The 15,834-nt window shown below is 71.7% G+C and carries 11 protein-coding genes; all 11 read left to right on the forward strand.

Going from position 1 to position 15,834, the window contains the following annotated elements:
- Positions 1 to 39 precede the first annotated feature (39 nt).
- On the forward strand, positions 40 to 2,124 hold the full coding sequence (locus tag ACFRMN_RS18010) for a thioredoxin domain-containing protein (protein ID WP_383020256.1): 2,085 nt from the start codon (positions 40 to 42) through the stop codon (positions 2,122 to 2,124).
- 206 nt (positions 2,125 to 2,330) lie between these two features.
- Entirely contained in the window at positions 2,331 to 3,587 is a 1,257-nt protein-coding gene (locus ACFRMN_RS18015) for a glycosyltransferase (protein WP_383020259.1), read from the forward strand.
- A complete protein-coding gene (locus tag ACFRMN_RS18020; protein WP_383020262.1) occupies positions 3,584 to 5,290 on the forward strand; it encodes an ArnT family glycosyltransferase in 1,707 nt (568 codons plus the stop codon). Before ACFRMN_RS18015 ends, ACFRMN_RS18020 begins: the two co-directional genes overlap by 4 nt.
- The gene (locus ACFRMN_RS18025; protein WP_383020264.1) at positions 5,287 to 6,528 is read left to right on the forward strand and encodes a glycosyltransferase; all 1,242 of its coding nucleotides are present in this window, start codon (positions 5,287 to 5,289) and stop codon (positions 6,526 to 6,528) included. The genes ACFRMN_RS18020 and ACFRMN_RS18025 overlap by 4 nt, the downstream gene beginning before the upstream one ends.
- Entirely contained in the window at positions 6,525 to 9,089 is a 2,565-nt protein-coding gene (locus ACFRMN_RS18030; protein ID WP_383020266.1) for a galactose oxidase-like domain-containing protein, read from the forward strand. Before ACFRMN_RS18025 ends, ACFRMN_RS18030 begins: the two co-directional genes overlap by 4 nt.
- A 157-nt stretch (positions 9,090 to 9,246) precedes the next feature.
- Positions 9,247 to 9,996 (forward strand): cupin domain-containing protein, encoded by a 750-nt coding sequence (locus ACFRMN_RS18035; protein WP_383020268.1) that lies wholly within the window; start codon positions 9,247 to 9,249, stop codon positions 9,994 to 9,996.
- A complete protein-coding gene (locus ACFRMN_RS18040; RefSeq protein ID WP_383020270.1) occupies positions 9,993 to 11,042 on the forward strand; it encodes a hypothetical protein in 1,050 nt (349 codons plus the stop codon). Before ACFRMN_RS18035 ends, ACFRMN_RS18040 begins: the two co-directional genes overlap by 4 nt.
- A complete protein-coding gene (locus ACFRMN_RS18045; protein WP_383020273.1) occupies positions 11,039 to 11,959 on the forward strand; it encodes a hypothetical protein in 921 nt (306 codons plus the stop codon). Before ACFRMN_RS18040 ends, ACFRMN_RS18045 begins: the two co-directional genes overlap by 4 nt.
- Positions 11,922 to 12,461: a hypothetical protein gene (locus ACFRMN_RS18050; protein ID WP_383020275.1), complete on the forward strand. Its 540-nt coding sequence runs from the start codon at positions 11,922 to 11,924 to the stop codon at positions 12,459 to 12,461. Before ACFRMN_RS18045 ends, ACFRMN_RS18050 begins: the two co-directional genes overlap by 38 nt.
- Positions 12,462 to 12,548: 87 nt before the next feature.
- Positions 12,549 to 14,315, forward strand: a complete 1,767-nt coding sequence (locus ACFRMN_RS18055; RefSeq protein WP_383020278.1) for an asparagine synthetase B family protein — start codon at positions 12,549 to 12,551, stop codon at positions 14,313 to 14,315.
- Between the two features lie 11 nt (positions 14,316 to 14,326).
- Positions 14,327 to 15,754 carry an aldehyde dehydrogenase family protein gene (locus tag ACFRMN_RS18060; protein WP_383020280.1) on the forward strand — a complete coding sequence of 476 codons (1,428 nt, stop codon included), beginning with the start codon at positions 14,327 to 14,329 and terminating at the stop codon, positions 15,752 to 15,754.
- Positions 15,755 to 15,834 lie beyond the last annotated feature (80 nt).

Below are 15,834 nucleotides of genomic sequence, written 5' to 3' on the forward strand. Positions count from 1 at the left end.
TTGAACGCGCCGCCCATGGGGTGCGCGAAGATGGGGCGCATGGCGAACCGACTGGCCCATGAGACCTCCCCCTACCTCCTCCAGCACGCCGACAACCCGGTCGACTGGTGGCCCTGGTCGCCCGCGGCGTTCGAGGAGGCGCGGCGGCGGGATGTGCCGGTGCTGCTGAGCGTCGGGTACAGCAGCTGTCACTGGTGCCATGTGATGGCGGGCGAGAGCTTCGAGGACCCGACGACCGCCCGGTACATGAACGCCCACTTCGTCAGCGTCAAGGTCGACCGCGAGGAGCGGCCTGATGTGGACGCCGTGTATATGGAGGCGGTGCAGGCGGCCACCGGGCAGGGCGGGTGGCCCATGACGGTGTTTCTGACGGCGGACGGGGAGCCGTTCTACTTCGGTACGTACTTCCCGCCCGCGCCCCGCCACGGCATGGCGTCCTTCCCGCAGGTCCTGGAGGGGGTCAGTGCCGCGTGGAAGGACCGGCGCGGGGAGGTCGCGGAGGTGGCGGCGCGGATCGTGGGGGAGCTGGCCGGGCGGTCGCTCGCGTACCGGGGGGACGGGGTGCCCGGTGAGGAGGAGCTGGCGCAGGCGCTGCTGGGGCTGACGCGGGAGTACGACGCGGTGCGGGGCGGGTTCGGCGGGGCGCCCAAGTTCCCGGCGTCGATGGCGGTGGAGTTCCTGCTGCGCCATTACGCCCGTACCGGCGCGGAGGGGGCGCTCCAGATGGCGGCCGACACATGTGAGGCGATGGCCAGGGGCGGGATCTACGACCAGCTGGGCGGCGGGTTCGCCCGGTACTCGGTGGACCGGGAGTGGACGGTGCCCCACTTCGAGAAGATGTTGTATGACAACGCCCTGCTGTGCCGGGTGTACGCGCATCTGTGGCGGGCCACCGGTTCCGATCTGGCCCGGCGGGTGGCGCTGGAGACGGCCGACTTCATGGTGCGTGAACTGCGCACGGCCGAGGGCGGGTTCGCGTCCGCGCTGGACGCGGACAGCGACGACGGCAGCGGCGCGCATGTCGAGGGCGCCTTCTATGTGTGGACGCCGGACCAGCTGCGCGAGGTGCTGGGGGAGTCCGACGCCGCGTTCGCCGCGCGGTATTTCGGGGTGACCGAGGAGGGCACCTTCGAGGAGGGCGCGTCCGTGCTGCAACTGCCCCTGGACGGCGGGGTGGCGGACGCCGAGCGGGTCTCCTCCGTACGGCGGCGGCTGCTCGCGGCGCGCGACGGGCGGCCGAGGCCGGGCCGGGACGACAAGGTCGTGGCCGCCTGGAACGGGCTCGCGATCGCCGCCCTGGCCGAGACCGGCGCCTACTTCGACCGGCCGGATCTGGTGGAGCGCGCCACCGAGGCCGCCGATCTGCTGGTGCGGGTGCATCTGGACGACGCGGCGCGGCTCGCCCGTACGTCGAAGGACGGCCGTACCGGCGCGAACGCGGGGGTTCTGGAGGACTACGGCGATGTCGCCGAGGGTTTCCTGACGCTCGCCGGGGTCACCGGCGAGGGATCTTGGCTGGAATTCGCCGGGTTCTTGCTGGACATTGTGCTCGACCAGTTCGTGGCCGAGGGCGGCACGCTGTACGACACGGCGAACGACGCCGAACAGTTGATCAGGCGCCCGCAGGACCCCACGGACAACGCCACGCCGTCCGGCTGGACGGCCGCCGCCGGGGCGCTCCTCTCGTATGCCGCGCACACCGGATCCGAGGCCCATCGCACCGCCGCCGAGGGGGCGTTGGGGGTGGTCAAGGCGCTGGGGCCGAGGGCGCCGCGCTTCATCGGCTGGGGGCTCGCGGTGGCCGAGGCGCTGCTCGACGGTCCGCGCGAGGTCGCGGTCGTGGAGACGCCGGGGGAAGCGGCGGAGGAAGCGGCGGAGGGAGTGGCCGGGGCGGCGCGTGGGGCCGGGCCGGAGCTGAGCGCGCTGCACCGTACGGCGCTGCTGGGCACCGCGCCGGGCGCGGTCGTCGCGGCGGGAGTGGCCGGAAGTGATGAGTTCCCGCTGCTGACGGACCGTCCGCTGGTCGGCGGGGAGGCCGCCGCCTATGTCTGCCGGCGGTTCGTCTGCGCAGCGCCGGTGACGGAAGTAAGCGCACTAAAGGGAGAGTTGGGCGTTTTCGAGTAACGTATGGCTGATTTCCGACGCGTGGTGAATCGGCCTGAAACGCAGTATTCACCCAATCGGTCCTCCGACTGTCACAGGTCCCCCTTATTGTCTCCACAAGAGTCACAACAGGTATGCACGGGGGGACTGTGCGTACGAGGGGGATGTACGGGTCAGCCGACGGCCAGGGGGGCCTGCCGCGGCCGGCCCTGGCCGAGGGGGGCCATGTGTTCACGTCCGTATTCATCGCTGCCATTTCACTGGCGCTGTTCTGGATGGCCGCGTTCACGCTCTGGTGGCAGATGCATGCCTGGCGTACGCCGGAAACGCTGGCCGCGACCAGATTCGACCGGCCCGACGGCGGTCGCGAGGGCTCGTTCTCGCTGCTCCTGCCGGCCCGTCACGAACAGGCCGTGCTGGAGCACACCGTCGAGCGGCTGCTGGAGTCCAGCCACACCAGGTTCGAGATCATCGTCATCGTCGGGCACGACGACCCGGAGACCGCGGCGGTCGCCGAGCGGGCCGCCGCCCGCGACCCGCACCGGGTCAGGGTCGTCGTCGACACCCATGAGGCGAAGAACAAGCCCAAGGCGCTCAACACCGCGCTGCCGCACTGCACCGGCGAGGTCGTGGGGGTCTTCGACGCCGAGGACCAGGTCCACCCGGAGCTGCTGACCCATGTCGACCACGCCTTCCGCACCACCGGCGCCGATGTCGTCCAGGGCGGCGTCCAGCTGATCAACTTCCACTCCAGCTGGTACAGCCTGCGCAACTGCCTGGAGTACTTCTTCTGGTTCCGCAGCAGGCTCCATCTGCACGCCCAGAAGGGCTTCATCCCGCTCGGCGGCAACACCGTCTTCGTACGCACCGACGTCCTGCGCGAGGCGGGCGGCTGGGACCAGAACTGCCTGGCCGAGGACTGCGATCTGGGCGTACGGCTCTCCAGCGTCGGCAAGAAGGTCGTCGTCGCGTACGACTCCGACATGGTGACCCGCGAGGAGACCCCGGGCTCGCTCATGTCCCTGCTCAAACAGCGCACCCGCTGGAATCAGGGCTTCCTCCAGGTGTACCGCAAGAAGGACTGGCGCCAACTGCCCACGCGCGGACAGCGGATGCTCGCCCGCTACACGCTGATGACACCGTTCCTCCAGGCGTTCACCGGCCTGATCATCCCGCTCAACGTGGGGATCGCGCTCCTCCTCGACGTCCCGGTGACGGTCGCGTTCGTGACGTTCCTGCCGCTGGTCACCGCCATGGTGACCTTCGTCTTCGAGGTCGTCGGACTCCATGACTTCGGCAAGCAGTACGGACTGCGGGTCCGGCTCACGCACTATCTGAAGCTCATCGTCGGCGGCCCCTTCTACCAGGTGCTCCTCGCGGGCGCGGCCATCCGCGCCGTCTGGCGCGAGCAGCGGGGCCACGGCGACTGGGAGCTGACCAGTCATGTCGGCGCGCATCTCATCCGAGAGGACGTCCACGCGTGACCTCCACCCTCCCCGCGGTGACGACGGATCAGCAGACCACCGTCCCCGCGCCGCCGGAGCGTGCCCGCGAGCCCCGGCGGCGGCGCCGCGACAACCGGCACCTCACCGTCCGCCCGGTCATACGCTTCCGGCGCTCCCGCGCCGATCTGCTCCTGTGCGGGGGGCTCCTGGTCGCGATCCTGCTGGTCCAGGGCTGGAACATCCAGCACTATCCGACGCTCAGCGACGACGAGGGCACCTATCTCGCTCAGGCCTGGGCCGTCCAGGAGGGCAAGGGCCTCGCCCACTACACGTACTGGTACGACCATCCGCCGCTCGGCTGGATGCAGCTCGCCTTTCTGACCTGGCTGCCCTCGCTCTTCTCGCCCGAGACGATGACGGTCGCCCCGATGCGCTTCGCGATGCTGCTGGTCAGCGCGGCGAGCGCGGTCTTCCTCTATGTACTGGCCCGGCGGCTCTGGCTGCCGCGCTGGGCCGCCGGGCTGGCGATGGTCCTGTTCGGGCTCTCCCCGCTCGCCGTGGTGCTCCAGCGGGAGATCTTCCTCGACAACATCGCCGTGATGTGGATGCTGCTCGCGTTCTGTCTCGCGGCCTCGCCCAGCCGGCATCTCTGGCACCACTTCGCGGCCGGACTCGCCGCCGCCGTCGGGGTGCTCACGAAGGAGACCATGCTGGTCATCCTGCCCGCGCTGCTGGTGACGCTGTGGCGGCACAGCCATCGCGACACCCGCAAGTTCGCGGTGACCGGCGCGATCACCGCCTGCGCGCTGGTCGGGCTCTGCTATCCGCTGATGGCCCTGCTCAAGGGGGAGCTGCTGCCGGGCGACGGCCATGTCTCGCTCTGGGACGGCATCACGTACCAGATGAGCAGGCCCGGATCCGGCTTCGTGCTCGACCCGGGCAGCGGTTCGTACGGGGTGCTCCAGTCCTGGCTGTACTACGACCGGGTACTGCCGCTCGGCGGGATCGCGGGCGCCGTCCTGCTGATGGTCACCCTGCGCTGGTCGGTCACCGCGCGGGCGCTCGCGGGGCCCGCGCTGGCCGTGGTGATCCTCACCCTGGTCGCCCTGCGCCCGTCCGGCTATCTGCCCGCGATGTATGTGATCCAGGGGCTGCCGTTCCTGGCGCTGGTGCTGGCCGGCGGCGCCGCGTCCGTCACCCACGCGATCCTGCGCAGACGGCGCGGCCCGCGCGAGGGCCGGGCGCTCACGACCGTCCGCCGGACCGCCCTGGCGGCACTCGCCACCACCGCGCTCGTCGTCGTCGTACCCCGGTGGTACGAGGGCGATCGCACCGCGCTGACCGCCGACGCCAACGCCCCCTACCGGCAGGCGGCTTCGTGGATGGCGACGGAGGTGCCCGACCCCTCCCGGGCCCGGGTGCTCGTCGATGACGCGCTCTGGCTCGACCTGGTGCACGCCGGGTACGAACCGGGGCTCGGCGCGATCTGGTTCTACAAGGCCGACCTCGACCCGGCCGTCACGAAGACCATGCCCGGCGGCTGGCGTGATCTGGACTATGTGGTCGCGTCCCCGACCGTACGGCGCGACGCGCGCGATCTGCCCAAGGTGCGGGACGCGCTGGAGCACTCGACCGCCGTCGCCGTCTTCGGGGACGGTGAGGACCGGATCGAGATCCGGCGGATCGTGCCGGGCGCCGGGACCGCGGATGGCGACCGGATCGCGGGAGGCGACGAGCGATGAGCATTCTTCCCCCCATCGGTGCCGGAGAGCGCGGTGAACCGGAGCTGGAAGCGACCGTCGTCGCCGAGCCCGGCGCCGTCACCGTCATCATCCCGACCTTCAACGAGTCGGGAAACATACGGGAGTTGCTGCGGCAGCTCACCGACGCCGTACCTGCCAGGCTGCCCTGCGAGGTGCTTTTCGTCGACGACTCGACCGACGACACCCCCTCGGTGATCGCGTCGGCCGCGCAGGACTGCCCGTTCCCCGTGAACGTGATCCACCGCGAGAGGCCCGAGGGCGGTCTCGGCGGGGCGGTCGTCGAAGGGCTCAGGGCCGCCGGGTCCGACTGGGTCGTCGTCATGGACGCCGACCTCCAGCATCCGCCCGCGCTCGTCCCCGACCTGGTCGCCGCCGGCGAACGGACCTCCGCCGATCTCGTCGTCGCCAGCCGCTATATCGACGGCGGCAGCCGCGCCGGTCTCGCCGGTGGCTACCGCGTCGCCGTCTCCCGCGCGGCGACCTGGCTGACCAAGGGGATCTTCCCGGCCAGGCTGCGCGGGATCAGTGACCCGATGAGCGGATTCTTCGCGATCCGGCGCTCCGCCGTCACCTCGGAGGCGCTGCGTCCGCTCGGCTACAAGATCCTGCTGGAGCTGGCCGTACGCTGCCGGCCCGAGCAGCCGGCCGAGGTGCCGTTCGTCTTCCGCGACCGGTTCGCGGGCGAGTCGAAGTCGACGGCGAAGGAGGGGCTGCGCTTCCTGCGCCATCTCGTGGAGCTGCGGACGGCCGCGCCGATCGCCCGGATGATCGCCTTCGGACTGATCGGGCTCACCGGCTTCGTACCGAACCTGCTCGCGCTGCACGGGCTGACGGCGGCCGGGGTGCACTATCTGCCGGCCGAGGTGGTGGCCAACCAGTTCGGTGTGCTGTGGAACTTCCTCCTGATCGAGGTGCTGCTCTTCCGCGAGCGGCGGGCGCACCGGCACTGGGCGGACCGGGTGGGCCGGTTCGCGCTGCTCGCCAACGCCGATCTGCTGCTCCGAATCCCGCTGATCGCGCTGTTCGTCGGGCAGTTCGGGATGGGGGTGCTGACGGCGACCGCGTGCGCGCTGCTGGCGACGTTCGTGGTGCGGTTCGTGGGGACGGAGGCACTGGTGTATCTGCCGAAGCGGGAGCGGTCGGGCCGGCACGCTCAGGCCCGTTCGACGAGTGGCGCGGCGGTGGCCGAGGGTCACGAGGGGAGCGTGCGCCGATGAGACCGGTCCTTCCGTACGGCTCGCCCCGCCGGTTCCGTACGTCGCGCCGTACCGCGTTCCTCGCCCTCCTCGCGCTGACCGGCGGCCTGCTGTTCGCCACCCAGCAGCCGGCGGCGGCGGGGGCGAACCTCGTCAAGAACCCCGGGTTCGAGATACCGGGCACACCAGGCACACCGGGCGCACCGGGCACACCGGGCGCGGACGTCATGCCGTACTGCTGGGAGCGGTCCGGCTGGGGCGACAACGACTTCTCCTTCGACACCGTCACCGACGCCCACTCCGGCGCGGCGGCGCTGAAGGTCGCGCTGACCCGCCGGACCGAAGGCGACCGCAAGGCGCTGATCACGGAGTCCCCGGAGTGCGCGCCCGCGGTGGTGCCCGAGCGGCAGTACGACCTGTCCCTCTGGTACAAGTCGACGACCCCCGACGCCGCGATCACGCTCTTCCGCCATGACGCCACGGCCGGCTGGCAGTACTGGACCGACCTCAAAACCCTGGACCTGAGCGCCGGTTACCAGCGGGCCGAGGTCCGTACGCCCGTCATTCCGCCCGGCACCGACCGGATCACCTGGGGCGTATCGGTGTACGGCACGGGCAGTGTGACCACCGATGACTATGTGATGGAGGAGGTCGCCCCGCCGCCCGTCGAACCGGAGTGCACCGGGACCGCCGACGAGTGCGCCAACGGCCGCTGGCAGGTCCTGCCGACACAGAACCCGGTCCGTTCGATGCACTCGGTGGTGCTGCACAACGGCAAGGTGCTGCTGATCGCCGGCTCCGGCAACGACCCGGAGATGTTCGAGGCCGGTACGTTCACCTCCGCGGTGTACGACCCGGCGGACGGCTCGTACCGTACGGTCCCCACCCCCGACGACATGTTCTGCTCCGGTCATGTCCAGCTCTCCGACGGCCGGGTGCTGGTGATGAGCGGCAACAAGGGCTATCCGTCGGCCGACGGCACGGTCGGCTACCAGGGCTTCAAGGACTCGTACGTCTTCGACCCCGCCACCGAGACGTACACCAGGACCAACGACATGAACGACGGGCACTGGTACCCGTCGGCCACGATCATGGGCAATGGCGATGTGATGTCCTTCGGCGGGCTGCGCGAGGACTCCAGTGGTTCGGTGACCGCCGAGCGCTGGTCGGCGGCGCGGGACAAGTGGCTGCCGATGGGGCAGGTCAACCAGACCTGGTCGTACTGGGGCCTGTACCCGTCGATGATCCTGATGCAGGACGGACGGCTCTTCTACTCCGGCAGCCATGTCTTCGGCAACGGCACGCCAGGCACCGGCTCGTCGGTCTACGACTACGACGCCAACACGGTGACCGAGATCGCGGGTCTCCAGAACAAGGACGAGCGCGACCAGTCGGCGAGCGTGCTGCTGCCGCCCGCGCAGGACCAGCGGGTGCTGACGATCGGCGGCGGCAATATCGACTCCAACCCGGAGGCGAACCGGCTGACGGATCTGATCGACCTCAAGGAGCCCAACCCCCGGTACACCCCCGGCCCGTTGCTGCCGCAGGGCACCGTCGACCTCGGCAACGGACCCCAGCCGCAGACCGGGGCGCAGGGCAAGATGTACGGCTCCGCCGTGCTGCTGCCCGACGGCAAGGTCCTGGAGACGGGCGGCGCGCTGCACAACCGCGCCAACCCCGTCTACGAGTCCTCGCTGTTCGACCCGGTGACGGACACCTTCGACCCGGTCGCGGTGGACCCGGAGGCGCGCGGCTACCACTCCTCGGCGTTCCTGCTGCCGGACGGCCGGGTGATGACGACCGGCGACAACCCGGGCAATGGCTCCTGGAACCACCAGGTGTCGCTGTACACCCCGCCGTATCTGCTCAAGGGGCCGCGCCCGCGGATCACCTCACTGATCGACAACCAGTGGCTGTACGGGGACACGCAGCGGATCACGGTCGACCGGCCGATCGCCAAGGCGGAACTGATCCGGCCGGCCGCGGTCACCCACTCCTCCGACCCCAACCAGCGGTTCGTGGATCTGCCGCTCTCGGTGGACGGGAACAACGTCGACCTCAATGTCACGAGCAACCCGAATCTGGCGCCTCCCGGCTGGTACATGCTCTTCGCGGTCGACGCCAACGGCGTTCCCTCGGTGGCCGAGTGGGTGCGTCTGGGCGGCCCGCCGGCACTCGCCGACAAGGCGGCGGAGTCGGCGCACGTCCACGACTTCGCGGGGGAGCTCGCGAAGAGCCCCGAGAAGCCGCGGAAGAAGCGGACCTCGGCGCCGGTGAGCCCCCAGGTCGCGGGGTGCGACCGGCACTACGGCTCGGCGAACGTCTGCGTACCGACGGTCTTCCCGGAGACGGTGACGGAGAGCGCTAAGGCGGCGACGAAGGCGGCGACGGCGAAGGCAACGACTAAGGGGGCAGCGGCTGAGGCGGCAGCGACGAACGCGGCGACGACGAAGGCGCGCTGCGACTGGCTCGCGGCCAACGACTACGGGCGGCTGAAGGTGAACGGCGGGGACGACCCGCTCCGGCTGGACCCGGACGGGGACGGAGTGGCATGCGGGAAGGGGGACGTGAGACGGCGCTGAGCCCCCCGACGACAGCCGCCACCGCGGACGCGGACCCCCGTCACTTCATCGCCGTCACTTCATCGCGATGTCAGTGCTCAGCAATATCATTTGTCCAAGGTGTTCCCGGTCGCGGTCCTACGATGCGATCGTGGTCGACAACGCGAGGGGGGCGTTGATGTCCGACGTGGAATCCCGTTCAGGCACACCCGGACTGCGGGGTATGGAACGGCTGTCGCGAGACCTGCCGCACGGCGTGGAGCTGTTCCATCTCAAGCCCGAGGGCAGTGTGTTGTTCGCCGACCGCGACGGGGCGCGCGAGCTGGGCCCGAGCGAGGAGTTCCTGCGCTTCATCGACGACGGGCAGTTCGCCCACTACCTCGTCGGTGACGCGCGGACCTCGCCCGAGCGCCCGTCCAACGCCACGTTCAAGCTCGGGGTCGTCGGCCCGCGCAGCGCGTTCACCCCGCACGCGCACGGCGGCGAGCACATCGTGCTCAGCCTCGGCCACGCCGCCTGCGGTCTCTACGACGCGCCGCGCGGCCGGGTCACCGAGATCCGGCTGTTCCCCGGGGCCATGATCCGGATCCCCGAGATGATGCCCCACTCCTTCGCCAACCGCGGCTCGACACCGTTGAACATCCTCGCCGCCAACACCGGTTTCGGTATCGACCACGAGGACTACGCGATCACCGCCGACGAGGCCGAGCGCCGCGCCGTGGACGACGCGAGCGACGACGGCGTACGGCACGGCCGGGGCACGCTCGGTACGGTCACCCGCGTGGGCACCGACTACGGGCTGCTGGCCGCCGCGCTGCGCGACATCGAACGTATCCAGCGCGTCAGGGGCATCGGCGCCACCACCGTGCGGGAGCGTCTTGCCGCCGGGCTCCGGCGCGCCGCGTCCGTACTGGAGGGCCCGCGATGATCTGCCCGTTCTGCGACCAGAACCTGCTCCTCAAGGAGCGGCCCAACCGCACCTGCTCCCACTGCAAACGGCGCTTCGCCCTGGACCCCAAGACCAATTCGCTGAGGATGAGCGACCTAAGGGTCCGCCGCCTGCTCGTGAAGCTCACCGACGGCGGCCGGCTGAAGATCTCCGTCGACCAGCTCGGGTCCCCCGCGCTGCCCAGGACGGGGCCTGTCAAGGGCGAGAGCCCGGTCGTGGAGGCCCTGGGATGTCTCTGGGTCCCGCTGCTGGTGGGCATCGTCATGATCATCGTCGGACTGAGCGCCGAGGACATGGGCGGATTCGCCATCGCCGGCTCCGTCCTTGTCCTCATCGCCGTCCTCGGCCTGTCCGCCGCCCTGATATTCGGCGGGAAGGAACAGAAGAGGGAGCAGGCGAGGCATCCGCTCAGCGGCTTCCGCGGCATGATGGCGACCGACTGGAAGAACGTGTACGGTTCGCTCCCGCCCGGGGTCGTGGACGACTTCCCGTACCGCAAGGTCTATCTGCCGGAGGGGGCGCGCATCGCGCTGCTCTGCCCGGACGGGGCCATCGCCGCCTTCCTGGTCGCCAACGGGATACCCGAGCGGTACGGAGTCGCCGTCACCGCCCATGCCGACCGGCTGCCGGAGGAGATGCCCGTCGTCGTCCTGCACGACGCGAGCGCGCCCGGCTGCCGGCTGGTCATACGGACGCGTGAGGCGCTGCCCGGCCGCACGGTCATCGACGCGGGGCTGCCGCCGCGCGCCGTCATGCGGACGCCGGGCGCGCCGGCGCGGCGCGGCTACAAGCCGGCGAAGGACCTCATCGAGTGGCTGGGCGAGAGCGGGACGCTCACCAAGGCCGAGCTGGACTGGCTGGCCAAGGGCTGGACCGTCTCCCTCGTCGCGATACGGCCCGCCAAGCTCCTCGCGGCCGTCAGCAAGACCGTCGAACGCCTCGCCGCCGCCACCCGTACGGAGCCCGAGCGCCGCGAGGCGGAGGCCGTCGGGTTCCTCACCTGGCCCGGCGAGGCCGGCCGGTGACCCCACGCGTCGCCGTGGGCATCGGCGACCGGCTGCTCGACCGCGCCCTCGCCACCGCCGTCGAACGCGCGGGCGCGCCGGGCCGGATCCGGTTCACGGAGCTCCAGTTGTACTACGAGATGTGCCGCGTCCTGCGCCCGTCGCGTCTGGTCCCGCGCAGGCTCCCGCTGACGCCCGCGCCGCCCGTACGGTACGAGCGGTTCGAGGAGGCGCTACGGCGGCACGGCGCGGTGCCGGGACTGCTGGCGCCGGCCTCCGCCCCGGCCCCGGCCCGTGCGCCGCGCGAGCCCTCCGAGCCCGCCGAGCCCGCCGAGCCCGATCTCTACGACTACGGACTGCCCCGACTCCTCGTCTGCCAGAGCCGCCAGGTGGCCCGGATGCTCCTCGCCAACGATGTGCATCTGGAGGCCGCCTGCCCGGTGTTCGCCGCCGAGGACCTGCCCCTGGACCCCCGGCTGGTGACCGGGCTCGGCAGGGTGGACGGCGCCACCGCGCATGTACTGCACGACGCGAGCACGGAAGGCATCGCGCTCACCGCGCGGGTGCGCGACGCGCTCCCCGGCGTACGGGTCTCCTCGATGGGCCTCGTGCCTCGGCACGCCACCGCGCTCCATCTGATCTCACCGCGCGGCCCGGCGCCGGGAGCCGGCCCGCTGACGCTGCCCGCCGCGCTCGAACCCCGCGAGCGGGACTGGCTCGCCGAAGGGCGCTTCGCCGAGGTGGAGTCCGTCCCGCCGGCCCGGCTGCTGCGTACCGTCCTGCGGCTCGTACGCGGACCGAGGACGCCCAGCCACTCGGTCTGGACCGGGCTGCGTGAGCTGCGTACGGCGGGATTCATGACATGGCCGACGAACCGACCAGGGGATACGAGGACTAAAGGTGATAAACCGGCCACGCGAGACCCCGTACAGGGATGAGCTGCTAGCCGACAGCAGCGTCCACCGCCGCTACGAGGACGGACGTGAGGAGTGGCGGCGGCGCGAAGGCGGCACGCGCGTGCGCTGGCACGACAACCAGGGCGCTTCCGGCACCGACGAACAGCTCGGCGGGCGCATCATCAAGCGCCGGTACTCCGACGGCAGGGTGACCTACGGCCGGGACATCGGCTACGGCCGGACGATCTGGGACGGCGGCGAGACCGTGCTCGTCAACAGGACCTCGTTCGGCGGGCGGATGGGCGTGCTGCTTGGCGGGCTCGGGCTGGCCGGCCTCGCCATCACGGCCGCCCAGCTCCCTCCGGAGGAGCTGACCCCCGAAGAGGAGGAAGAACTGCGGCAGCAGCAGCAACAGCAGGCGGCTGCCCCGAACTCCTCCGGTGGCGCGGACGCGGGCGGCGGCGGTGACGGCGGTGACTGGGACTCCAGCGACGGATGGAACTCCGACGACGACGGCGGCTGGAGCGACGACGACTTCGGATAGTCCGGCCGGTCGGAGGGCCCGGTCGGACGGTCCCCGGACGGGCCGAGGGAGTTCGTACATCGAGCGGAATCGAAAGGAGGGGCGACCGTGGCGCGCTTCTGTGCCTGCCTGGCGGCGACACCCGGACAGGCGGCGGGACATCTCGCGGCGATGGGCGCCGCCGTGGGCGCCGGTGCGCCGGGCGCGGCGCTGATCCAGGACGAACCGGGCCACGCCACCGGCCCGTTCACCGCGTACGGCCGTACCGCCGTCGGTGAGGTCACCCTCCACAACCGGCCCGAACTGTTCGCCGCGCTCGCGGGCGCCGGCGACCACGCGCCGCCCGGCTGCCCGGACGGTGAACTGCTGCTGCGCTGCTGGGTACGGCTCGGGGCGGCCGGGATACGGGCGGCCGAAGGCATGTTCGCGCTCGCCGTGCACGACCACGCGGAAGCGGAACTGGTCCTGATCCGCGACCATATGGGCGCCCGCACGCTGTTCTACGCACGCGCCGACGACTGCTGGGCCGCGTCCACCTCGCTGCGCGCCCTGCGCCGCTGGCCCGCGCTCGGCACCGGTCTCGAACTGGCCGCCGTACGCTCCTTCCTGACCTTCGCCTACCTCCCCGGCGACGAGACGCTGCTGCGCGGCGTACGCGAAGTGCTCCCCGGGCGCTGTCTGCGGCTCGCGGCCGACGGGGCCGTCACCGAAGAGCACTATTGGGAGCCCCGGGAGCTGATCGAGGACGACGGCGCGCCGCCCGAGAGCTACGCGCTGCGTCTGCGCGAGCTGCTGGAGGAGGCCACGGCAACGCGGCTGCCCGAGGCGGAAGCCGTGGGCGTGCTGCTCTCCGGCGGGGTCGACAGCTCGCTGGTGACCGCGCTCGCCGCCAAGCTGCACGCCCATCCCGTGCACACGTACTCCATCAGCTTCGGCGACGAACTCCCCAATGAGCTGGGCTACTCGGGCCTGGTCGCCCAGCACTGCCACACCCGCCACCGGGTGCTCACCGTGTCGGGCGACGCGGTGGCCGCGCGGCTCGCGGAGGCCGCCGCGCTGCTCGACAGCCCGGTGGGCGATCCGCTGACCGTGCCCAATCTGATGCTCGCCGAGGCCGTGGCGGGCGACGGGCTCCGGGTCGTGCTCAACGGGGAGGGCGGCGACCCGGTGTTCGGCGGGCCGAAGAACCTGCCCATGCTGGTGTACGAGATGCACCGCGGCGAGGTGGCGGGCGGCGACGCCGAGGACGCGCGCGAGACGGCGTATCTGCGCTCGTACCGCAAATGCTTCACCGACCTGCCCGAACTGCTCACCGCCGACGCGCTGGACGCCCTCGGCGGCATGCCGGGGCCGGAGCGGTTCGTCGCCCCGTATCTGCGGCCCGCGGCCCGGGACGGCAGGATGGACCATCTGCTCAACCAGCTGCTGCACTGCAATCTGCGCACCAAGGGCGCCCACCACATCCTCACCAAGGTCGAACGGCTCACCGCCTCCCAGGGGACCCAGGGCCGCGCCCCGCTGTTCGACCGCCGGGTGGTGGACCACGCCTTCGCCACGCCGCCCCGGTGGAAGCTGAACGGGGCGGTCGAGAAGTGGGTGCTGAAGGAGGCCGTACGGGACCTGCTGCCCGACACGGTCGTGGACCGGCCGAAGAGCGGTATGCGGGTGCCGGTGCAGCAGTGGCTCGGCGGGCCCCTGCGGGAGCTGGCGGGCGATCTGCTGCTGGGCCGCGAGGCGCGCGCCCGAGGACTGTTCCGGCCGGACACGGTGCGCTCGTGGATGCGGCGGGAGGGCACGCTGCTGCCCAGACAGGGCGGCAAACTATGGCTCGTGCTCACCCTCGAACTATGGCTGCGCGCCTACGACGTCAGCTGATGGAGGCCCCCTTGAACACCGAGCCGAACGCCGGGCGGAATCCCGAGCCGTACACCTCGCCGCCCGAGACGCCGGACGCCACCGTGCCGCTCATCGACCCCCGTACCGGACGGATACGCGGCAGCTCGCCCGTCGCGCGCGGCCCGCGGGTCACCGCCGCGGTCCGCGCGGCCCGCCGCGCCTTCGACGGCTGGCGGGCGCGCACCCCGAGGGAGCGGTCCCGGGCGCTCGACCGGCTCGCCGGGCTGATCGAGGAACACGCCGACGAGTACGCCGCCCGGGAGCGCGCGGGCACCGGCAAACCGGCGCACGAGGCGGCCGGCGAGGTGGCGAACGCGGCGGACCTCTTCCGCTTCTACGCCTGGGCGGCGCGCACCCAGCCCGCCCCGGCCGCCGGAGGCTTCGTCGCCGGGCACGAGAGCTGGGTCCGCTGGGAACCGCTCGGCGTGGCCGGGGTCGTCGTCCCCTGGAACTACCCGCTGATGATGGCCACGTGGCGCTGCGCGCCCGCGCTCGCCGCCGGGAACACCGTCGTCGTCAAGCCCGCCGAGACCACCCCCGACTCACTGCTGCTGCTCGCCGAGCACGCCGGGGAGGCACTGGGCGAGGCGGTCCTCCAGACCCTGCCCGGCGACCGGGAGACCGGACGGCTGCTCGTGGCGAGCGCGGTCGACATGGTCGCCTTCACCGGGAGCGCGGAGGCCGGGGCCGATGTGGCGGCGCGCGCGGGCACCCGGCGCGTCAGCCTGGAGCTGGGTGGCAACAGCCCGGTCGTCGTCCTGCCGGACGCCCCCGAGGACACCTGGACGGAGCTGGCGCTCGCGACCACGTACAACGCGGGCCAGAGCTGCGCCGTCCCGGCGCGGGTGATCACGCTCCGCGAGAACTACGAGTCGGCCGTGTCCCTGCTCGCCGACGCGATGGGGGAACGCCGGGCGGGCCGGGACTTCGGTCCGCTCAACAACCCGGACCAGATGGGGCGTTACGACCTGCTCATGGCCTCCTCGACGGCGGTGGTGATGGCGACGGGCGAGAGCGCGCCCGGCACCGGCGAGGAGGACGGCTTCTGGCGGCCCACGTGTGTGCTCGCGGATCTGCCGGACGACGATCCGGCGGTGGTGGACGAGGTGTTCGGCCCGCTGCTGACGGTGCAGGCGGCGGAGAGCGTGGAGGAGGCGGTGGCGCTGGCGAACGGGGTGCCGCAGGCGCTTGCCGCCAGCGTATGGACCCGGGACGTGGCGGCGGGGCTCGATCTCGCCGGCCGGCTGAACGCGGGCGAGGCGTGGCTCAACTGCCATCTCGTCCAGACGGCGGAGCTGCCGCACGGCGGCCGGGGCTCGTCGGGCCACGGCACGGACCTCAGCACTCTGGCTCTGCACGAGTACCAGCGCCCGAAGACGATCACGGCGCGTCTGACGCTCACGCCCCGCTTCCGCTGAGGAGGCTGAGCGGGCTCAGGGAGCGGAGGGGGCTCGGGGTACGGAGGGGGCTCAGGGGGCTCAGGGCGCGGAGGGGGCTC

Source organism: Streptomyces sp. NPDC056835, from assembly GCF_042789485.1.
In the GTDB taxonomy this organism is placed as follows: domain Bacteria; phylum Actinomycetota; class Actinomycetes; order Streptomycetales; family Streptomycetaceae; genus Streptomyces.